20 protein-coding genes are annotated in these 17820 nt (G+C 68.2%); 4 read left to right on the top strand and 16 right to left on the bottom strand.

All coding sequences use genetic code 11. From position 1 onward, the window contains the following. Positions 1 to 95: 95 nt before the first annotated feature. Genes ASE02_RS18445 through ASE02_RS18455 form a run of 3 tightly spaced genes read right to left on the bottom strand, consistent with a single transcriptional unit; the run spans position 96 to position 1976 of the window. Positions 96 to 395 carry a hypothetical protein gene (locus ASE02_RS18445; protein WP_056736113.1) on the bottom strand — a complete coding sequence of 100 codons (300 nt, stop codon included), beginning with the start codon at positions 393 to 395 and terminating at the stop codon, positions 96 to 98. A gap of 1 nt (position 396) precedes the next feature. Then, on the bottom strand, positions 397 to 1242 hold the full coding sequence (locus ASE02_RS18450) for a prephenate dehydratase (RefSeq protein ID WP_056736115.1): 846 nt from the start codon (positions 1240 to 1242) through the stop codon (positions 397 to 399). Next, entirely contained in the window at positions 1239 to 1976 is a 738-nt protein-coding gene (locus ASE02_RS18455; RefSeq protein WP_082602201.1) for a 3-deoxy-manno-octulosonate cytidylyltransferase, read from the bottom strand. The genes ASE02_RS18450 and ASE02_RS18455 overlap by 4 nt, the downstream gene beginning before the upstream one ends. A 137-nt stretch (positions 1977 to 2113) precedes the next feature. Here ASE02_RS18455 and ASE02_RS18460 point away from each other — a divergent pair, with 137 nt between their 5' ends. After that, the gene (locus ASE02_RS18460) at positions 2114 to 2806 is read left to right on the top strand and encodes a cytochrome c family protein (protein ID WP_056736119.1); all 693 of its coding nucleotides are present in this window, start codon (positions 2114 to 2116) and stop codon (positions 2804 to 2806) included. 4 nt (positions 2807 to 2810) lie between these two features. Here the strand turns inward: ASE02_RS18460 and ASE02_RS18465 are convergent, their stop codons facing one another. Together ASE02_RS18465 and ASE02_RS18470 are read right to left on the bottom strand one after the other, a co-directional pair. Beyond that, a complete protein-coding gene (locus tag ASE02_RS18465; protein ID WP_056736120.1) occupies positions 2811 to 3644 on the bottom strand; it encodes an NlpC/P60 family protein in 834 nt (277 codons plus the stop codon). Further along, a complete protein-coding gene (locus ASE02_RS18470) occupies positions 3641 to 5020 on the bottom strand; it encodes a M17 family metallopeptidase (RefSeq protein WP_056736121.1) in 1380 nt (459 codons plus the stop codon). Before ASE02_RS18470 ends, ASE02_RS18465 begins: the two co-directional genes overlap by 4 nt. A gap of 100 nt (positions 5021 to 5120) precedes the next feature. Here ASE02_RS18470 and ASE02_RS18475 point away from each other — a divergent pair, with 100 nt between their 5' ends. Continuing rightward, positions 5121 to 5933: a tetratricopeptide repeat protein gene (locus ASE02_RS18475; RefSeq protein ID WP_156406117.1), complete on the top strand. Its 813-nt coding sequence runs from the start codon at positions 5121 to 5123 to the stop codon at positions 5931 to 5933. A gap of 2 nt (positions 5934 to 5935) precedes the next feature. Here the strand turns inward: ASE02_RS18475 and ASE02_RS18480 are convergent, their stop codons facing one another. Then, positions 5936 to 6616, bottom strand: coding sequence for a Crp/Fnr family transcriptional regulator (locus tag ASE02_RS18480; RefSeq protein WP_056736124.1), 681 nt, complete (start codon positions 6614 to 6616; stop codon positions 5936 to 5938). Between the two features lie 81 nt (positions 6617 to 6697). On the opposite strand from ASE02_RS18480, the gene ASE02_RS18485 reads away from it, so the two are divergent. Continuing rightward, positions 6698 to 7522: a TauD/TfdA family dioxygenase gene (locus ASE02_RS18485; RefSeq protein ID WP_056736126.1), complete on the top strand. Its 825-nt coding sequence runs from the start codon at positions 6698 to 6700 to the stop codon at positions 7520 to 7522. On the opposite strand, the gene ASE02_RS22725 is transcribed toward ASE02_RS18485, so the two are convergent. From ASE02_RS22725 to ASE02_RS23390, 10 genes are all read right to left on the bottom strand, one after another. Beyond that, positions 7519 to 8502 (bottom strand): type II secretion system F family protein, encoded by a 984-nt coding sequence (locus ASE02_RS22725; protein ID WP_056736133.1) that lies wholly within the window; start codon positions 8500 to 8502, stop codon positions 7519 to 7521. The genes ASE02_RS18485 and ASE02_RS22725 overlap by 4 nt on opposite strands. A 12-nt stretch (positions 8503 to 8514) precedes the next feature. Further along, a complete protein-coding gene (locus tag ASE02_RS22730) occupies positions 8515 to 9498 on the bottom strand; it encodes a type II secretion system F family protein (RefSeq protein WP_056736135.1) in 984 nt (327 codons plus the stop codon). 3 nt (positions 9499 to 9501) lie between these two features. Continuing rightward, entirely contained in the window at positions 9502 to 11043 is a 1542-nt protein-coding gene (locus tag ASE02_RS18500) for a CpaF family protein (RefSeq protein WP_056736137.1), read from the bottom strand. 1 nt (position 11044) lies between these two features. Next, positions 11045 to 12517 carry a CpaE family protein gene (locus ASE02_RS18505; RefSeq protein WP_056736138.1) on the bottom strand — a complete coding sequence of 491 codons (1473 nt, stop codon included), beginning with the start codon at positions 12515 to 12517 and terminating at the stop codon, positions 11045 to 11047. 16 nt (positions 12518 to 12533) lie between these two features. Next, entirely contained in the window at positions 12534 to 13217 is a 684-nt protein-coding gene (locus ASE02_RS18510) for a CpaD family pilus assembly protein (RefSeq protein ID WP_056736140.1), read from the bottom strand. Next, entirely contained in the window at positions 13214 to 14806 is a 1593-nt protein-coding gene (locus ASE02_RS18515) for a type II and III secretion system protein family protein (RefSeq protein WP_056736141.1), read from the bottom strand. The genes ASE02_RS18510 and ASE02_RS18515 overlap by 4 nt, the downstream gene beginning before the upstream one ends. Beyond that, on the bottom strand, positions 14803 to 15663 hold the full coding sequence (cpaB, locus tag ASE02_RS18520) for a Flp pilus assembly protein CpaB (protein ID WP_056736142.1): 861 nt from the start codon (positions 15661 to 15663) through the stop codon (positions 14803 to 14805). The genes ASE02_RS18515 and cpaB overlap by 4 nt, the downstream gene beginning before the upstream one ends. Before the next feature lie 142 nt (positions 15664 to 15805). Then, complete coding sequence (locus ASE02_RS18525) at positions 15806 to 16324, bottom strand: prepilin peptidase (RefSeq protein WP_056736143.1); 519 nt, start codon at positions 16322 to 16324, stop codon at positions 15806 to 15808. A 126-nt stretch (positions 16325 to 16450) separates the two neighbouring features. Further along, positions 16451 to 16621: a Flp family type IVb pilin gene (locus ASE02_RS22130; RefSeq protein WP_082602202.1), complete on the bottom strand. Its 171-nt coding sequence runs from the start codon at positions 16619 to 16621 to the stop codon at positions 16451 to 16453. Between the two features lie 89 nt (positions 16622 to 16710). Then, positions 16711 to 16821 (bottom strand): Flp family type IVb pilin, encoded by a 111-nt coding sequence (locus tag ASE02_RS23390; protein ID WP_369818593.1) that lies wholly within the window; start codon positions 16819 to 16821, stop codon positions 16711 to 16713. 560 nt (positions 16822 to 17381) lie between these two features. Between ASE02_RS23390 and ASE02_RS18530 the strand changes: the two genes are divergently transcribed. Then, positions 17382 to 17783 (top strand): pilus assembly protein N-terminal domain-containing protein, encoded by a 402-nt coding sequence (locus ASE02_RS18530; RefSeq protein ID WP_056736144.1) that lies wholly within the window; start codon positions 17382 to 17384, stop codon positions 17781 to 17783. Positions 17784 to 17820 lie beyond the last annotated feature (37 nt).

Genomic DNA, 17820 nt, shown 5'->3' on the forward strand with positions numbered 1-17820 from the left:
CTACTGACGACCGTTCAGCGCGTCGGTAAGGCCTCAAGACCCGTCACCCTGCCTCTCCCCGGCGGGGAGAGGAGAAGAAAGGCGGGGAGATCCCCCTAGGCCACCTTCAGCACGACCTCGGAATCATCCCCGCGACGGGTGCGGCGCTCCAGGCGCGCCTGGCCGATCGCGTTGGACAGCCGCTCGGCGAACGCCCGGACCTCGGGGTTCGTCGCGCCGTTGACCGTGATCATGTAGGGCGGCGACAGCTCGCTCATCGTCCCGAACACCATCGAGTCCACGAAGGCCTCGATGGACGAGCCGTGACCCGGCAGGGCCAGGATCGCCTCCTGCAACACCCTGCCGAATTCCTTGGGATTGCGGCAGGCCGCGACGTCGATCTCGATACGTTTCATCTTAGCCACGCGACCTGAAGGGATCGGCTGGATAGACGCCGAGAATCTCAAAGCGCTCGGAGAAGAACCGCAGCTCCTCCAGCGCCAGCGCCAGATCGCGATCCTCTGGCCGGCCGTCGACCTCGGCGTAGAAGAAGGTCGCGGTGAAGGCGCCGTTCTCCATATAGCTCTCCAGCTTGGTCATGTTCACGCCATTGGTCGCGAACCCGCCCAGCGCCTTATAGAGCGCGGCCGGCAGGTTGCGGACCCGGAAGATGAAGCTGGTCACGCACGGGGTGGTGAACGGCGGCGGCGGCGGTTCCTTGTCGGCCGTCATCACCAGGAAGCGGGTGGTGTTGTTGTGCTCGTCCTCGATGTCGCGGGCGACGATCTCCAGGCCGTAGAGCTCGGCGGCCAGGGCCGGCGAGACGGCGCCGCGCGTCGGGTCGGGATTTTCCGACAGCAGCTTGGCGGCGAGCGCGGTGTCGCCCACCGGCACGGTCTTCAGTCCCATGCGGCGCAGCGACTTGCGGCATTGGCCCAGCGCGATCGGCATGGAGGCGACGGTCTTCACGTCCTCCAGTTTCACGCCGGGATTGACCATCAGCTGGAAGTGGATCGGCTTGAATCGCTCGCCGATGATCTTCAGCCCCGAGGACGGCAGCAGGTGGTGCACGTCGGCGACCCGGCCGGCGATCGAGTTTTCCACCGGAATCATGCCGAGCTGGCAGTCGCCGTTCTTCACCGCGTCGAACGCTTCCTCGAAGGCGGCGTGGGGCACGGGCTCCATGTCTGGAAAGGCCGCGACGCAAGCCTCATGGCTATTGGCGCCGAGCTCGCCCTGGAAGGCGATCCGTCCCTTGGTCATGAAGTCTTCCTTGCGTGGGCCCGGGCCCGTTCGAGATCTGCGGGGTTATCGACGGAGATGGGCGCTTCGTCGATGACGCTCGCCCAAATGGACATGCCAAGCTCCAGCGCGCGCAACTGCTCCAGCCGCTCGCGCAGCTCCAGCGGCGAGGGCTGGGCGGCGGTGAAGCGCAATAGCGCCTCGCGGCGATAGCCATAGACGCCATGGTGCAGCCAGACCGGCGCGTCGCCATAGAGCACCGAGCGGGTGAAATAGAGCGCCCGCGCGCTGCGGCCGTCCGGCGCCATCGCGGCCACGACCTTGGGAATGTCGGGATTGGTGCGCTCAGCGGGGTCGGCCTCGGCCACCATCACCGTGGAGATATCGCAGGTGGGCTGGTCGGCCAGCAGCCGGGCGGTCGCCGCGACCACGCTGGGCGCCAGAAAGGGAATGTCGCCTTGCAGGTTGATGACCACGTCGTGATCGCCGGCCGGATCGAGCTCGTTCAGGGCCGCGACGATGCGGTCCGAGCCCGACGGCAGATCAGGATCGGTGAGCACCGCCACGCCGCCCGCGGCGCGGACCGCCTCGACGATCTCGATATCGCCGGCCGCGACGGCCACCGGGCCGATATTCGCCGCTTGCGCTTGGCGCAGCACACGGACGATCATCGGTACGCCATTGATGTCCGCCAAGGGCTTGCCGGGCAGACGGGTGGCGGCCATTCGGGCCGGGATAAGGACGATCGGTTTCATGAGACCCCGGAGCGACCAACTGGCCGGTTGCGCGGGCGGCGGTAGCGTGTAAGAGAGCCGGGCGCAATAAGGGGCGGGGATTCCCGCGCTTCCGTCAGCCCAAGTGGCTGACCGTTGAGAGGGCCGATTTAAGGACTATGAGCGACCTTACGTTCAACAAAGTCGCTGGCGCTGTGCTGGCGACCGGTCTGGCCATCGTCGGCCTTCGTGAAATTTCGACGGGCGTTTTCGCGCCTCATGAGGTCGAAAAGCCTGGCTACGCCATCGAGGTCGCCGAAGAGGCGAGCGCGGGCGGCGCGGTTGTCGAAGCCCCGATCGATTGGGGCACGGTGCTGCCGGTGGCTGATGTGAAGGCCGGCGAAGCCGTCTTCGCAAAGTGCAAATCCTGCCACACGATCGACGCCGGCGGCCCGAACGGGACCGGCCCGAACCTGCATGGCACGCTCGGCAAGAAGCCCGGCACCCATCCCGGCTTCGCCTACTCGCCCGCCATGGTCGAGCACGGCAACAAGGTCGGCGTCTGGGGCTACGAGGAGATCTCGGAGTTCATCAAGGCTCCGCAGAAGCACGTCTCCGGCACCAAGATGACCTTCGTCGGTCTGAAGAAGCCGGAAGATCGCATCGCCGTGATCGCCTATCTGCACAGCGAAGGCTCCACCCTGCCCTTCCCGGCGCCGAACCCGGCCGCGGCTGCGGCCCCGGCGGCTCCCGCCGACGGCGCAGCGGCTCCGGCCGCCGCGGCTGAAGGCGCTGCTGCTCCGGCGGCTGGCGCGGCTCCTGCTGCTGCTGCTGCGGCTCCCGCCGCCGCGGCTCCGGCGGCTAAGCACTAATCATCTAAGGGCGGCGATAGGCGGTGGGTTCGCCCACCCCCGCCGCGACGTAACGGGCCCTTGTCTGCGACAAGGGCTCGATTGCTGTAGCCATATGGTGCGCGTTGGCGTGGATGATCCGCTCGGCGTCCAGCATCATCGCCACATGCCCCTTCCAGAACACCAGATCGCCGCGCCGCAGGTCGCCGGGCTCCACGGCCTGTCCCAGCTTCTCCTGCTGGTCGGTGTCGCGCGGATAGGCCTGGCCGCAGGCCAGCAGCGCCTGCTGGGTCAGGCCTGAGCAATCCAGTCCCAGGCTCTCACGCCCGCCCCACAGATAGGGCGCGCCCAGGAATTGTTCGGCCACCGCCGCCGGATCGCTCTGGAACCGGCCGACCGGGGCCAGATGCTCCTCGACGAACCAGCCCGTCCCCGCCGCCTTGGCGAACCGGCCCTCCCGCGCCTCGATCCGGACCAGGGCGTTGATCGAATAGGGGCCGGAGGCTCGGGTCTTGATGCTGGGCTGCGCGAAGGCGTAGGTGCGGATCGCCGCGACCCGGTGGGTCGGCAGGCCGTGCGCAGGCGTCAGGGCCGCGCTTTCCACGAACCCGACATAGCCGTCGCCGCGCGCCTGTCCCCAGGCGAAACCGTCCTGCTCGTCCAGCACCTCGAAAATCTCGCCGAACAGCAGCTGGTCCAACTGCTCGGCCTCGAGATCGGGCGACCGGCGCAGCGGCGCGGCCGGAACCACGGCGACCCGGGCTTGCGGATCGCCGTAGGCGAGCGCAGGGACCACGCCCTCCAGGAGACGGGCGGCCAGATCGCCGCGCGCCGGCGTCACCCGAGCATCGCGGCTCACGCGAAGCGGTCCTGCAGCATCCGGTAAAGCGCGCGCACGGCCTGCACCTCGCCGCCCGACGGCCAGCCCGGCCGGCCGCGCGGGTTCCAGGCGAAGATGTCAAAGTGCGCCCAGGCGCCCTTGGGCGCGAACTTCTGCAGGAACAGGGCGGCGGTCACCGAGCCCGCCTGGGCCCAGGCGTCGGAGTCGTTCTTGATGTCGGCGACATCGGAATCCAGGGCATCGACATAGCCCTTCCACAGCGGCATCCGCCACATGGGATCGGAAACCGCGGCCATCGCCGCCTCGATCTGACCGGCCAGTTCCTCGTCGTCGGTGTAGAACGGCGGCAACTGCGGCCCCAGGGCGGCGCGCGCGGCGCCGGTCAGGGTCGCCAGATCCAGCGTCAGGGCCGGCTCCAGCTCCTCGGCCCGCGTCAGGGCGTCGGCCAGGATCAGCCGGCCCTCGGCGTCGGTGTTGCCGACCTCGATGGTCAGGCCCTTGCGGCTGTTCAGCACGTCGCCCGGTCGCATGGCGTCGCCGGAAATGGCGTTCTCCACCACCGGGATCAGGATCGCCAGGCGCACCGGCAGCTTGGCGGCCATGATCATGCGGCCGAGCGCCAGGACGTGGGCCGCCCCGCCCATGTCCTTCTTCATGTTGCGCATGCCGGCCGAGGGCTTGATGTCCAGGCCGCCGGTGTCGAACACCACGCCCTTGCCGACCAGGGCGACCAGCGGCTGGCCGGCCTGCCCCCACGAAATCTCGATCATCCGGGGCGCGCGGTGCGGGACCGCGGCGCGGCCGACCGCGTGGACGGCGGGATAATTGGCCTCCAGCAGCCCCTCGCCGGTGACGACGGTGATCGAGGCGCCGTACTGCTCGGCGATCTCGCGGGCGATGGTCTCGATCTGCAGCGGGCCCATGTCGTTGGGCGGGGTGTTGACCATGTCGCGGGCCAGGGCGCAGGCGTGGGCGATGCTACGCACCTCGGCGACATCGACATCGTCGGCCGCCACCAGCCGCGGGCGCTCATCCTTCTTTTTCTTGTAGCGGTCGAACCGGTAGCTCCCGAGCGCGAAGGCCAGTGCGATCTGCTCATGAGCGATCTCCGGCGGAGCCGAGGCGATGCGGTAGTCCCCAGCCGGCAGCTTGGCGGCAAGCGCGCGGAAAGTCATGGCGTCGCCGGCCGTTCCGAGGCCGAACAGCACCCGGTCGATCCCGCCTTCGGTGTTCGGCGCGACCAGGACCTGACCGGCCTTGCCCTTGAAGTCCGACAGCTCGGCGAAGGCCTTCACGAAGGCCTGACGCCCGTCGAGGAAGCCCGGCACGTCCTTCTCATAAAGCGCGTGGACCGGGACGGCGTCCTCGGCATGATCGACGACGACTTCGCTCATGGCGCTCTCCAGTCCGCCTCGACCGGCGGAATTATGCTTAACGCTTCCTTTAAGCGGGCCATGGATGCTGGCGGGCAGTCATCCGGAGCCCGTGACTTTCATGTGTCGCATGTCGGCCCTCGCCGCAACCGCCCTCGCCCTATCCCTGGCGACGTCGCCCGCGCTCGCCGCGAAGCCTGACAAGGCTGCGCCCGCCGCCGAGGCCGCGCCAGCCCCGCGCAAGGCCTCGCCCCAGGAACGCCAGCAGGTCGCCGGGCTTGATCCCCTGGCGCGCGCGGCCTTCTGGGCCCGCGAGGCCGGCGCCGACCCCACCGACGTCGAGGCCGGACTGCAGCTCTCCCAGGCGCTGCGCCAGATGGGCAACTACGCCGACGCTATCATCGCGGCCCAGCAGGTCGCCGTGGTCCAACCCCGGAACATCGAGGCGAAGCTCGAGATCGCCCGCTCCCACATCGGCCGCGGCCAGGGCTTCTACGCCATCGAGCCGGCCCGCGAGGCCCAGGCGCTGGCCCCCCGCGACTGGCGCATCCCCTCGCTGCTGGGCGTCGCCTACGAACAGGCCCAGCGCTCTGAAGAGGCGCTCGCGGCCCACCGCCTCGCCGTAAGCCTGGCGCCCGAGAACCCCTCGGCGATCAGCAACCTGGCCCTCTACTACGCCGCGCACGGAGAGGCCGGCCAGGCCGAGGCGATGTTGCGCCAGGCCGCCGCCAAGCCGGGCGCCCCGATGGTGGTGCGCCAGAACCTGGCCCTGGTGCTGGGTCTTCAGGGCCGATTGGACGAGGCCGAACGCCTGGCCCGCCAGGACCTGCCGCCGGAGGCCGTGGCCAACAACATGGCCTGGCTGCGCAGCGCGACCACCACCGCCTCGGCGGCGACGACCCGGTCTTGGGAAGGCGTGCGCAAGGCGCAGTAGCCTCAACTGTCGGCGATGGCCTGCAGCCGGCGAAAGTCCTCGAGCCAGATGCGCCCATAGTCGAGCCGCACCGCGCCCTCACGCTGCAACCTGGCCAGATGGCCGTTCACGGTCTTGCGGGTCAGGCCGATCATCTCGGCCAACCCCTGCTGGCTGATATTGAGCGCCGTCGGCGGCTCACGGCCGCGCGCCAGCATCAACAGCCGCGAGGCCAGCCGCTGGCGCGGGGGCAAGGCCGCGACCTCGGCGGCCATCTGCAGGGCGTTGCGCAGCTGGAAATAGACCAGGGTCGCCACCGCGCGCCAGATATCCGGCCGAAGCCGGGCGATCCGCTCCAGGCCGGCGTCTGACACCCGAAGCAGCAGGCTCGGCTCGGCGCAGACCGCCGTCACCAGTCGCGGGCCGCCGCCAAACCGCATGGCCTGGCCCAGCGCCGCGCCGGCGCCGGCATGGCTGATCCGCACCTCGCGGTCGCCCGGCGCCTGGCAGAACAGGTCGACCGCCCCTTCGATCACCACCATCAGGCCGGTCTCCTCGTCGCCCTCGGCCTGAGCCCATTGACCGGCGCGCAGATGGGCCAAGGCGCCCTCGGCCACCAACGCCTCGGCCAGGCCGACGGGATAGGTCCCCAGCCAGCGGGCGGCGTGCAGCAGGGCCAGGGCTTTGTCGCGATCCTCGCTCATGGCTCGATTGTAACGCAAGTGACAGTCTTGCGCGACCGCCCGCCTAGACTGCCGCAAAATCATAACGCCAGGGAGGCGACCATGACCGCCATCGTCCGCGAAACCGAAGGCTGCGGCGCGGAAATCGCCAACATCGCCGTGCCCCAGGCCACCGACGCCGAGATCAACCTGATCCGCGACACCGTCTACAATCGCGGCGTCGCCTTCCTGCACGATCAGCAGATGAGCCCCGAGGAGCAGATCGCCTTCGCCGAGCGCATCGGCCCGATCGTCCTCAACCGCTACTTCCCGAAGACCGAGCGCTATCCGCAGATCGCCAAGGTCGAAAAGACGCCGGAGCAGAAGACCAATATCGGCGGCGGCTGGCACACTGATCACAGCTACGACCAGGCCCCGGCCATGGGTTCGGTCCTGCTGGCCATCGAGACCCCGCCCAGCGGCGGCGACACCCTGTTCGCCGACATGTACGCCGCCTATGAGGCCCTGTCCGACGGCCTCAAGGAGACGTTGTCAGGCCTGAAGGCGCGCCACGCGTCCGAGCACATCTATGGAATGGAAGGGGTCTACGGGAAGACCGACCAGGCCCATCTGGCCGGCCATGCCGAGAACCCCTCAGCCGTGCATCCGGTGGTGATCACCCACCCGGGCAGCGGCCGCAAGGCGCTCTATGTGAACCCTGGCTTCACCCTGGGGTTCGAGGGCTGGAACCGCGAGGAGAGCGCCGCCCTGCTCGGCTATCTCTACCAGCATGCGATCAAGCCGCAGTTCGTGCACCGCTTCCAATGGCGGCCGGGGTCGATGGCGATCTGGGACAACCGCGCCACCTGGCACTGCGCGATGAACGACTATCAGGGCCAGCGTCGGCTGATGCACCGCATCACCATCGCCGGCGGTCCCCTGCACTAGCCGCCGCCGCCGGCGGCCATCATGTCCTTCACCTTCATCACGGCCGGGCCGAGGATGACGATGAACAGCACCGGCAGGAAGAACAGGATCATCGGCACGGTCAGCTTGGCCGGCAGCTGAGCCGCCTTCTTCTCGGCGGCCGCCAAGCGCATGTCGCGATTCTCCTTGGCCATGACCCGCAGCGCCGCGCCCAGCGGCGTGCCGTAGCGTTCGGCCTGGATCATGGCGGTGGTCACCGACTTGATCCCCGGATGGTTGGTGCGCCTGGCCAGGCCCTCATAGGCCTGACGCCGCTCCGGCAGGTAGGAGATCTCGGCCGTCAGCAGGGTGAGCTCCTCGGCCAGTTCGATCGACGATCCGCCGATCTCCTGGCTGACCTTCTGGATCGCCGCCTCGATGGACATGCCGCTCTCGACGCAGATCAGCAGCAGGTCCAGCGCGTCGGGAAAGGCGCCGACCACCGACTCTCGGCGCTTGTGGGCGACATTGCTGATGAAGATGTTGGGGGCGTAGTAGCCGAGCGTCAGACCACCGACCGTCAAGGCCACCCGCTGCATGGCCGCCAGGCCGAAATCGTTGATGAAGAACAGGTAGAGCGCGGTCAGCGCCGCAAACGCGAACGGCAGCACGAAACGGAAGAAGTAGAAGGTCGAGACCGGCCGCGGCCCGCGGAAACCCGCCTGGGCCAACTTCTCCACGACCTTCGGATCCTCCAGCAGCTTGGAGAGCTGCAGCCGCTCGACGACGTTCTTGTACATCCCCTCGTCGGTGTGCCGCAAGCTGCTCTGACCGCCCTTGACGGCCAGCGCCTCGCGAGACTTGCGGCGCAGCTCCTCACGCCGCGTCGACACCGACTTCAGGCGCGTCTCCAGGCTGCTGCGGCTGAACATCGGCGTGGCGATGGAGACGATGGTCGCGAACACGACCAGCGCCACGAACGCCGCCAGGATGTTATCGGGATTGGTGAGGGCGGAAATCATGTTCGCGCCGCCCTAGAGCTTGAAGTTGATCATCTTGCGCATCGAGAGCACCCCGAGCGTCATCCAGACCGCCCCGACCAGCAGCATCATGTGGCCGCGCGGATCGGTGAACAGCGGCCGCATGTAGTCCGGCGCGGTGATGCTGATCAGCCCGGCCACCGCCGGCGGCAGCGACCCGATGATGAAGGCCGAGGCGACAGCTTCACCCGACAGCGCCTTGACCTTTTCCCGCATCAGCTTGCGGGCACGGATGACGGTCGAGAGGTTGGAGAGGGCCTCGGCCAGGTTGCCGCCGGTCTTCTGCTGAATCGCCAGCACGATGGAGAAGAACCGGACCTCGGCGGTCGGCATGTGCTCGTGCATCTTGTCGAGCGCCTGGTTGATCGACACGCCCATCCCGATGCTTTCGACCAGCAGGTTGAACTCGCCGGCCATCGGCTCGGAGGTTTCCTGGGCGATGACCCGCAGACTGTCGTGGACCGGCAGCCCCGAGCGGATGCCGCGGACGATGATGTCCATGGCGTCGGGGAAGGCCTGGGTGAACTTCTTGATCCGCATGCCGGCCAGGATCCCGACCACCCATCGCGGCAGGCCAAGCCCGGCGGCGAAGCTAAGGCCGAGCGCGATCAGCGGCGACTGACCCAGCAGCAGGACCAACAGGAAAACCACCACACCGAGCACGCCGCTGATGATCCAGAACGCCCGGACGCTGAGCTTCAGGCCCGCCTGCAGCAGCTTGGCCGAGATGCTGAGCGTGGCCTTTTTCTGCTGGCGGTCCTGGTCGCGAAGGGTCTTCAGGATCTGCTTGCGGCGTTGATCCTGGACCGCCCCCGGACGCCGACGACCGGCCTCCTGCGTCTCCTTGCCGCCGACGATGGTCTGGGCGCGCTTCAGCGTCTTGGCGTCGGCGGTCCCAGAGCCGGCCCCGGTCAGGGCCAGGCCCACCCCGGCGATGGTGATGAAGCCAAGGAACGCGATCAGCAGGGTGAGGAGCATCCGCTATTCCGCCGAGTCGAGGGCTTCGGCGAGCTCGCGCTCAAGGCCGTAATAGCGGGCGCGGTCCCAGAAGCGCGGACGGGCGATGCCGGTCGAGCGATGCCGCCCCAGGACGTTGCCGTCGGCGTCGTCGCCGGTGATCTCGTAGACGAACAGGTCCTGGGTGATGATCACGTCGCCTTCCAGACCCACGACCTCGGTGATGTGGGTGATGCGGCGCGAACCGTCGCGCAGGCGCGCGGCCTGGATGATCACATCCACCGACCCCACGATCATCTCGCGGATGGTCCGCGAGGGCAGGCCGTAGCCGCCCATGGTGATCATCGATTCCAGACGGCTGATGGCTTCACGCGGGCTGTTGGCGTGCAGCGTGCCCATCGAGCCGTCGTGGCCGGTGTTCATCGCCTGCAGCAGATCGAAGGCTTCCGGGCCGCGGACTTCGCCGACGATGATCCGCTCGGGACGCATCCGCAGGCAGTTCTTCACCAGATCGCGCATGGTGATCTGGCCCTGGCCTTCCAGGTTCGGGGGCCGGGTCTCTAGGCGCACCACGTGCGGCTGTTGCAGTTGCAGCTCGGCGGCGTCCTCGCAGGTGATGACGCGCTCGGCCGGGTCGATGAAGGCGGTCAGGGTGTTGAGCAAGGTGGTCTTGCCCGAGCCGGTCCCGCCGGAGATGACCAGGTTGCATCGGCAGGCGCCGATGACGCCGAGAACCCGCGCCCCTTCCGGGCTGATGGAGGCGTACTCCACCAGGTTCTTCATGGTCAGCTTGTCTTTTTTGAACTTCCGGATCGTGAGGGTCGGGCCATCCAGCGCCAGCGGCGGGGCGATGACGTTGACCCGCGAACCGTCCGGCAGGCGCGCGTCGCAGATCGGCGAGCTTTCGTCGACCCGGCGGCCGACCTGGCTGACGATCCGCTGGCAGATGTTCATCAGCTGGGCGTTGTCGCGGAACCGGACATTGGTCAGCTGGACCTTGCCGCTCACCTCGATGAACACCCGGCCGGCGCCGTTGACCATGATGTCGGCGATGTCGTCGCGGGCCAGCAGCGGTTCCAGCGGCCCATAGCCGAGAACATCGTTGATGATGTCCTGGACCAGGGTGTCCTGCTCGGCCACCGACATCGACACGTTCTTGATCGCCACCAGTTCGGCGACGATGTCCCGGATCTCCTCGGCCGCCTGCTTGGCGTCCAGCTGCGCGAGCTGAGCCAGGTCGATCGTGTTGATCAGGGCGTTGAAGATAATGGTCTTGGTGGCGTGGTAGTAGTCGCTCTGCTCGCGCACGACCTGGGTCGCCGGGGCCGGTCCCTGGGCGGCGCGCAGTTGCTCGAACGCCGGGGTCGGCTTGGGGCCGCCGGTGGGCTTGGCTTGGTTGCGTTCGGCTTTCGGCTGGATCTGGATCGGCGCGGCCGGCCCGGGCGCGGGCCCAGGCGTCGGCTCGACCCGCTGCGGACGCGTCGCAATGGCCGCGCCATCCCCGACGGGGGGCGGAGCCTGGCGTGGCGCCAAGGTCTCGTTGGCCGAGGGACGCTTGCCGAACATGCTACTTCTTCTTGAAGAGGCCGGAGAGCAGTGAGGACTTCTGGACGACCGGCGGCTCGCGACGGGCGATCTGTTGGGCCAGGTGGTCGATCCCCTCGGCCGAGCGCGACTTCGGGCCGACCTCGCTGATCATCTGGCCGTTGTTGGCCGCCTGGCCAAACAGCTTGGGATCGAAGGGCAGGCAAAGCGCCGGCGTGACGCCCAGCGCCTCGCCGAAGTCCTTCACCGGGATCTCCGGCCGCCCGGGGACGCCGACCTGGTTGATCACCAGCCTGGGCGGGGCGTCGTTCGGACGCGCGCGGCGCACCAGGTCGATCATGTTCTTGGCGTTGCGCAGCGACGCCAGGTCCGGGGTCGCCACGATCACCAGATCGTCCGACGTCAGCAGGATCTTGCGCTTCCACGCCGTCCAGACGTGCGGCAGGTCCAGCACCACGAACGGCGCCGCCGAGCGGATCTTCTGGGTGACCTCCTCGAAGGCCTCGGCGGAAATGTCGTAGTCGCCGTCCAGATTGGCCGGGGCGGTGAACAGCGACAGGCGGTCGGTGCAGCGCGCCATCATCCGGTCCATCAACACCGGGTCCAGGCGGTCGGGTTGCGACAGGGCGTCGGCGACGCCTTGCAGCGGGTCCTGGTTGAAATCGAGGCCGGCGGTTCCGAACGGCAGGTCGAGATCCACCAGCACCGCGCCGGTCTGCAGGCGCTCGGTGATCGAGTGCGCGATGTTGTGGGCGATGGTCGAGGAGCCCGATCCGCCCTTGGCGCCGCAGAACGCGATCTGCCGGCCGACGAAGGGCGCGGAAGGATCGGCGTAGAGGCCGGTCACCGCCCGCACCAGGAGCAGCGGATTGAGCGGCGGGACCAGATACTCCGACACCCCGCGGCGCATCAGCTCGCGGTAGAGGGCGATATCGTTGGCGGCGCCGATCACCATGACCTTGGTGCCGGGATCGCAGACCTCGGCCAGCCGGTCGAGCAGGGTGAGAAGCTCGGGGCCGGAATCGGCGCTCTCCACCATCACCAACGAAGGCGTGGCCTGGTTCTGATAGGTCTCCACCGCCGCGGGCAAGCCGCCCATGCGGGTGACGACCGTGACCCGCTCCATCCGCCGGTCGACGGTGGCGCGTTCGGCGAGTTCGGCGGTTTCGGAGCTGACGCAGAAGATGTGGATCGTGATGCGCGGCAGGGCGCTTTCGCCGAACGCCGCCTCGGCGCCGGCCATCATGTCGTGCACCGGATGCGCCGCGGCCGGGGGCGGAACTCGCGGCGAGGCTTCGCCCAGCTCGATCAGCAGATCTTCCGGACGGATCGCCGGCCGCGCGGGTTCGGGCAGCGGCGGCAGATCGGCGAACGGGTCCTCAGCCGCCGCGGCCGGCGGCGGCGGTTCACGCCAGATCTCCGACTGAGGCGCGGAGAAGTCGTCGTCGGCGTCGAAGTCGAGATCGAACGGGTCCTGGCCCTGCTGCGGCTTCATAGGGTCGCGCCTCGCATCACTTCACCACCCTGGAAACGTCGCCCGCCGCCTGAATGTCCTTCGCCGAAGAGGTCAGTTCGCCCTTGCGGTACTTGTCGAGCACGACGTCGCGCCGCTGGGCGTCGGCCGGGGTCAGCGGACGCGGCCCCGCGAGGTCGCCGGGATTGGCGATCTGGGCGGCCATATTGGCCGTGACCGCGCATCCAAAGTTCGGCTGCACCTCGTTGGTCGCCGAGTGGGCGATATTGGTCCAGGTGCGCCCGCAGGTCGGGACGTTCACCGTATGGCGCAGGAAACCGACGATGAGCGGCGCGCGAGGATCGCCCTTCGCCTCGTAGCCGACCACGCGGATACTGCTCGCCGGCACGCCCTTATCGACCAGGAACGCCCGCGCGCTCTCGCCGGAATAGGAGACGGCGCGCGGATCGGGGCCGCCGACAGGCGCCTGCACGGTGACCGCGCCGCCCTCGGCGCTCCGCCAGGTTTCGACCAGGGTCGACAGCGCGTCGACCTGGGCCGGCGACAGGCCCTGGGCGCGGACGGCGAGGTGGATCTCCTCGGGGCGCGATTCGACATTGGCGCGCCAGAGCTCGGTCGGCGTGCGGGCCAGCTCAGCCTGACTGCCGGGAGCCGGCGGCTGCGAGGCGCAGGCCGACAGCGTGGCGGCGAGCGCCAGGGCGATGAAACGAGGTGCGCTCATTCGATCACGTAGCCGTAAGGCCCCTGATAACTGCGGCCCGACGGGGCCTGGGGATTAGCGTTGTAGGCCTTGGTGAGCGCGCCCATCAGCAGGGTCGAGGCGTCGTCGGCGATGCGCAAGCCGTCGACCGGGGTCTGCAGGCGATCGGGCGTGGTGGGCCCGACGATGTACGGGGTCACGATGATGACCAGCTCGGTCTCGCCGGCCAGGTAGTCGCGCGACCGGAACAGCGTGCCCAGCACCGGCAGGGTGGTCATCCCCGGCAAGGCGTCGATGTTCTGCTTGGTCTTCTCCTGCAATAGGCCCGCGATCATCATGGCGCCGCCGGAGGGCAGCTCGACCGAGGTCTCGGCGCGCCGAACGGTCAGGGCTGGAATGGTCAGGGCCGCGCTGGCGCCAGGCGTCGCCAGTGAGAAGGCGCCTTGGCTGGTCAGTTCGGACACCTCGGTCGAGACCTTGATCGCGATCCGGCCCGACGACAGCACGACCGGCGTGAAGCCCAGCCCGACGCCGAACGGCTTGAATTCGATGGTGACGGCGCCGTCCTTGTCCTGGGCGACCGGAATGGGGAACTCGCCGCCGGCCAGGAACTTGGCCGACTCGCCCGACACCGCGGTCAGGTTCGGCTCGGCCAGGGTGCGCACAAGGCCGACGCGCTCGAACGCCTTGATGGTCGCCTCGGCCTTGTTCAGGCCCGGGCTGCCGGCGGTGTCCTTGATCGTCGCGGTGTCCCAGTTCTCGGCCGCCGTTATGTCCCGCACGACCTTGTCGCAGAGCCGCCCCTGGGGAAAATTGTCGTCGCAAGGGAATTGCAGGACCGGCTGCTTGGTGGTGTTGGCCTGATAGCCGCTGGTGATCCCGCCGAGCAGCGAGCCGTTGACGCCGAAGCTGGCGGCGGTGCCGAGCAGATATTGGGGCTCGCCCAGCTGGCCGAGCACGGCGTTGAGGTTGAAACCAAGCTGCTTGATCACGTTGCGCTGCATCTCGACGATGCGGACCTTCAGCATCACCTGGTCCTTGCCGGCGATGCTCAGCATGTTGAGCACCATCTCCGGCTTGGCCACCGCGGCGCGCGCGATCTGCACGGCCTTGTCGGCGTCGGCGAGATTGGCGACCTGACCGGAGAGGATCAGGCTCTCGTTCATGGCGTCCACCCGCACCTTCGAACCGGGCACGATGCGGTTGATGGTCTGGGCGACCGAGGACGGGTCCTGGTCGACGCGGATGTCGAGGGTCAGGATCCGGCGACCGGCGGTGTCGAAGAACACCGCGTCGGTGGAGCCGTTCTTGAGCCCGAGGATGAAGATGCGGCGCGGCGAGCGCAGCATGGCGTCGGCGACGCCCGGATTGGTCACCAGCACGTCGCGCACGTCCACCGGCAGCTCGATGATCGCCGACTTGCCGTTGGGCAGGGTCAGGGACTGCGACGCGGCGCCGCCGCTGAGGTCGACACGAACCACCGCCGATTGGGCGGCCAGGCCGGCCGCCATGGCCGGCGAGGAGGTCTGGCTCTGGGCCGACGCCGCGGCGGGCGGCAGGAGCGCGGCGCCGAGGGCGGCCAGCGCGATCAGGATGCGGCGCGGGTTCATGGTCTGGCGACCTCGTTGATTTTGCCGGCGCGGAAGACACGGACGGTCTCCCCGACGACGCGGGTCGGGCCGCCGCGACCCGGCGGGCCGCCGATATCGGCATAGGAGCGCAGCGCGAGCTGCATTTCGCCCTTGGCCCGTCCCAGCGCCATGACCTCGGCGTCAGCGGCCGGGATCTCCAGGGTGGCGACGGCGCCGACGATGGAGCGAGCGTCCTTCTCGGGATCGATCTTCTGGTCGATGGCCAGGACCCGGACGTTGCGCATCAGGACTTCGGTGTTGAAGGTCTTGGTTTCGGTGTTCTGCAGGCTCTGCAACACGTCCACCCGGTCGCCCGGCAGGATGAAGCCGCCGGCCGCCGTCTCGGCGTTGATCGGCACGGCCATCGCCCGCATGCCGGGCTGCACGACCACAGCCATGAAGCCGCTCTGGCCGGCGCGGACCACCTTACGCGCCACGACGGGTTCGCCGGTGACCATGGCTTCTTTGACGATGGCGCCTTCGAAGGCCTGCATCGGGCCGGTCGGGCTGACCAGGTCGTTGGCGGCGCGCGCGGCTTTCTGGACCGCCTTGTCGGGCATCGCCGCCGGCAGCGCCGGCGCGGCGCCGTCGGTTACGAAGGCCGCGTTCAGGGCTTCCACGGGCCAGGGCTGCCAGGTCAGGTCGGCGGGCGTGAGCCTCACCCCGATGGCCAGGTCGCGCTTGGCCACCAGGACTTGGGCGACGGGTCTTGGCGGCGGGGCCTCGGCGACGACGGCGGGCGGGCGCTTAGGGGTCACCATGCCCCGCACGATGAAGGCCAACCCGATGGCGGCGATCGCCGCGACGGCGAGTATGGCGATGCGCACGGCGCTCATGGTCGTTTACTCGAGCCTCCCGCAAGCGGGCGTCCTGGCGGGCGGGCCGGCTGTCCGCTGGCGCGCGCGATTCGAAATGCCAGCGTTTTGCAAGCCTGCCCTGTTTGCAGCCCGCATAGTTAACGCGGACTAAAGGCGTAGCTTAGAAGCCGCCCCAGGCCGCCATCAGCGCCGAATTCGGAAAGGCCGCCAGCGCGCCGACCGCGATGGCCACCCCATAAGGAAGGTCTCCGTCCGGGGTCGCCAGCCGGTTGACCCAGGCAGGGGCCGACAGCACGTACGGCCGGACCACAACCGAGCGCAGGCCCAGCAGGGCGAAGGTCAGGACGCCGCCGGCCAGGCCGGTGATCAGCAGGTACTCCGCCGAGGCCGGCCAGCCCAGCCATAGTCCGGCGGCCGCGAACAGCTTGGCGTCGCCCCCGCCGATCCAGCGAAGCGCGAACATCGCCACGCCGAGGACCAGGGCGATCGCGCCGACCCCGAGATTGAAGCCGATGGTCGAAAGCGGCAGGCCAAGCACCAAGGCGGCCGGAAAGAATCCAAGGATCAGGAGGCCCGAGACCCAGTTGGGGATCGTGTAGCTGGTCAGGTCCCGCAGAGCGCCGACGATCACCAGCACCGGGAAGATCAGTAGAAGCGCGGCCTGGAGAAAGGGCGTCATCTTGCGGGAACCGTCAGTGTCTCGGAGCGAGGCGTGATCATCGCTCGATCAGGTGAACAGAGGATTGAAAACGAAAAGGGCCGCGACGCTGGTGCGACGCGGCCCTTCGATAATCTGGATCCCGCCTCAATCCACCGGCGCGGCGCTGGCGAGCTTGGCGAAGACCGCCGTGAGCTTGCCCGAGAGGGTTGTCATCGCGCCAGCCATGGCCACGGCGATCAAGGCTGCGATCAGACCATACTCGATGGCGGTGGAGCCGGACTCATCCCGCAGGAAGCGCCTCATCAAACTCGTCATCGAGCCATCTCCCTTTTCGGCATTTCCGAAAATCGAAGCCGCGGCGACGGACTTCGTCGCCGCGGCCCGTTGGTCGCCGATCGTCAGATTTAGGTGATCGTCGGGATCTTGCCGCCGATGCTCGTGAAGAGCCCGTCAAGCTTGGTGCCGAGGGCGGTGACCGCGGTGACCAGCACGACGGCGATGAGGGCGGCGATCAGGNGAAGCGCGTCATCAAACTCGTCATCGAGCTATCTCTCTGTTCGGATTTTTCGAAAATCAAGGCCGCGGCGACGGGCTCCGTCGCCACGGCCCATTGGGCGCCGATCGTCAGATTTAGGTGATCGTCGGGATCTTGCCGCTGATGCCCGTGAAGACACCGCTGAGCTTGGTGCCGAGGGCGGTGACCGCGGTGACCAGCACGACGGCGATGAGGGCGGCGATCAGGNAAAACGCGTGACGAACTTGGACATGCTAGAGCTCCTTTATTTGCGAGCAGACTGTTGCGGCTTCAAACCTTGTTGGTCTGCCCGCCCCGAAATGCAGGGACAGATTTGCATGGTCGAGCTTAATTCCAAGTAAACACCCATGTATTCGCCGACACATTTCTATGGTTTACTTTCGTTTACTGTAAATATCGATTAACCACGAGCGCCAAAAGCGCGCCAAACCCCGCTCCCAACTGAATGATTCTCGCGCGCGCGTGAGTCGCTGAGAATTCAGCGTTTGTTGACCATTCCAGCTCAAGTTCAGGCGACGACGTTTTTCAGATCGGCATCACATGCGACGCCTCATTTTCGGCCTGACAGCCGCCGCGACGGTCCTGGCCGGCGCCTCCCAGGCCGCCGCCGCCCCGACCATGACCGTGCCGATCGACCAGAGCGCGCCGGTCAATCTGCCGCGCGGAACCCGCGACGTGCTGATCGGCAATCCCGATATCGCCGACGTCAACGTGCTGGACGGCGGCAAGGCGGTCATCCTGGGCAAGAGCTACGGCGTCACCAACCTCGTCGTCGTCGACCAGCTCGGCCGCACGGTGATGGAGCGCCAGATCGTGGTGTCGGCCCCGGCCGGGCGAGTGTCGGTCATCCGCGGCGCACGGGTCGACAACTACGCCTGCGCCAACAGCTGCGAGCGCGCGGGCGGCGCCGACAGCAAGACGCCGGATTCAGCAAAGCCTTAAACCTCCGGTTAGCCAGACCTTGGTATCGTCCGCCGGG

This window comes from Phenylobacterium sp. Root700 (assembly GCF_001429025.1).
Taxonomy (GTDB): domain Bacteria; phylum Pseudomonadota; class Alphaproteobacteria; order Caulobacterales; family Caulobacteraceae; genus Phenylobacterium.

Coding starts and splice junctions, on each gene's coding strand:
- ASE02_RS18445 (WP_056736113.1), bottom strand. CDS start 395: ATGAAACGTATCGAGATCGACGTCGCGGCCTGCCGCAATCCCAAGGAA.
- ASE02_RS18450 (WP_056736115.1), bottom strand. CDS start 1,242: ATGACCAAGGGACGGATCGCCTTCCAGGGCGAGCTCGGCGCCAATAGC.
- ASE02_RS18455 (WP_082602201.1), bottom strand. CDS start 1,976: ATGAAACCGATCGTCCTTATCCCGGCCCGAATGGCCGCCACCCGTCTG.
- ASE02_RS18460 (WP_056736119.1), top strand. CDS start 2,114: ATGAGCGACCTTACGTTCAACAAAGTCGCTGGCGCTGTGCTGGCGACC.
- ASE02_RS18470 (WP_056736121.1), bottom strand. CDS start 5,020: ATGAGCGAAGTCGTCGTCGATCATGCCGAGGACGCCGTCCCGGTCCAC.
- ASE02_RS18475 (WP_156406117.1), top strand. CDS start 5,121: ATGTGTCGCATGTCGGCCCTCGCCGCAACCGCCCTCGCCCTATCCCTG.
- ASE02_RS18480 (WP_056736124.1), bottom strand. CDS start 6,616: ATGAGCGAGGATCGCGACAAAGCCCTGGCCCTGCTGCACGCCGCCCGC.
- ASE02_RS18485 (WP_056736126.1), top strand. CDS start 6,698: ATGACCGCCATCGTCCGCGAAACCGAAGGCTGCGGCGCGGAAATCGCC.
- ASE02_RS22725 (WP_056736133.1), bottom strand. CDS start 8,502: ATGATTTCCGCCCTCACCAATCCCGATAACATCCTGGCGGCGTTCGTG.
- ASE02_RS22730 (WP_056736135.1), bottom strand. CDS start 9,498: ATGCTCCTCACCCTGCTGATCGCGTTCCTTGGCTTCATCACCATCGCC.
- ASE02_RS18500 (WP_056736137.1), bottom strand. CDS start 11,043: ATGTTCGGCAAGCGTCCCTCGGCCAACGAGACCTTGGCGCCACGCCAG.
- ASE02_RS18505 (WP_056736138.1), bottom strand. CDS start 12,517: ATGAAGCCGCAGCAGGGCCAGGACCCGTTCGATCTCGACTTCGACGCC.
- ASE02_RS18510 (WP_056736140.1), bottom strand. CDS start 13,217: ATGAGCGCACCTCGTTTCATCGCCCTGGCGCTCGCCGCCACGCTGTCG.
- ASE02_RS18515 (WP_056736141.1), bottom strand. CDS start 14,806: ATGAACCCGCGCCGCATCCTGATCGCGCTGGCCGCCCTCGGCGCCGCG.
- cpaB (WP_056736142.1), bottom strand. CDS start 15,663: ATGAGCGCCGTGCGCATCGCCATACTCGCCGTCGCGGCGATCGCCGCC.
- ASE02_RS18525 (WP_056736143.1), bottom strand. CDS start 16,324: ATGACGCCCTTTCTCCAGGCCGCGCTTCTACTGATCTTCCCGGTGCTG.
- ASE02_RS22130 (WP_082602202.1), bottom strand. CDS start 16,621: ATGACGAGTTTGATGAGGCGCTTCCTGCGGGATGAGTCCGGCTCCACC.
- ASE02_RS18530 (WP_056736144.1), top strand. CDS start 17,382: ATGCGACGCCTCATTTTCGGCCTGACAGCCGCCGCGACGGTCCTGGCC.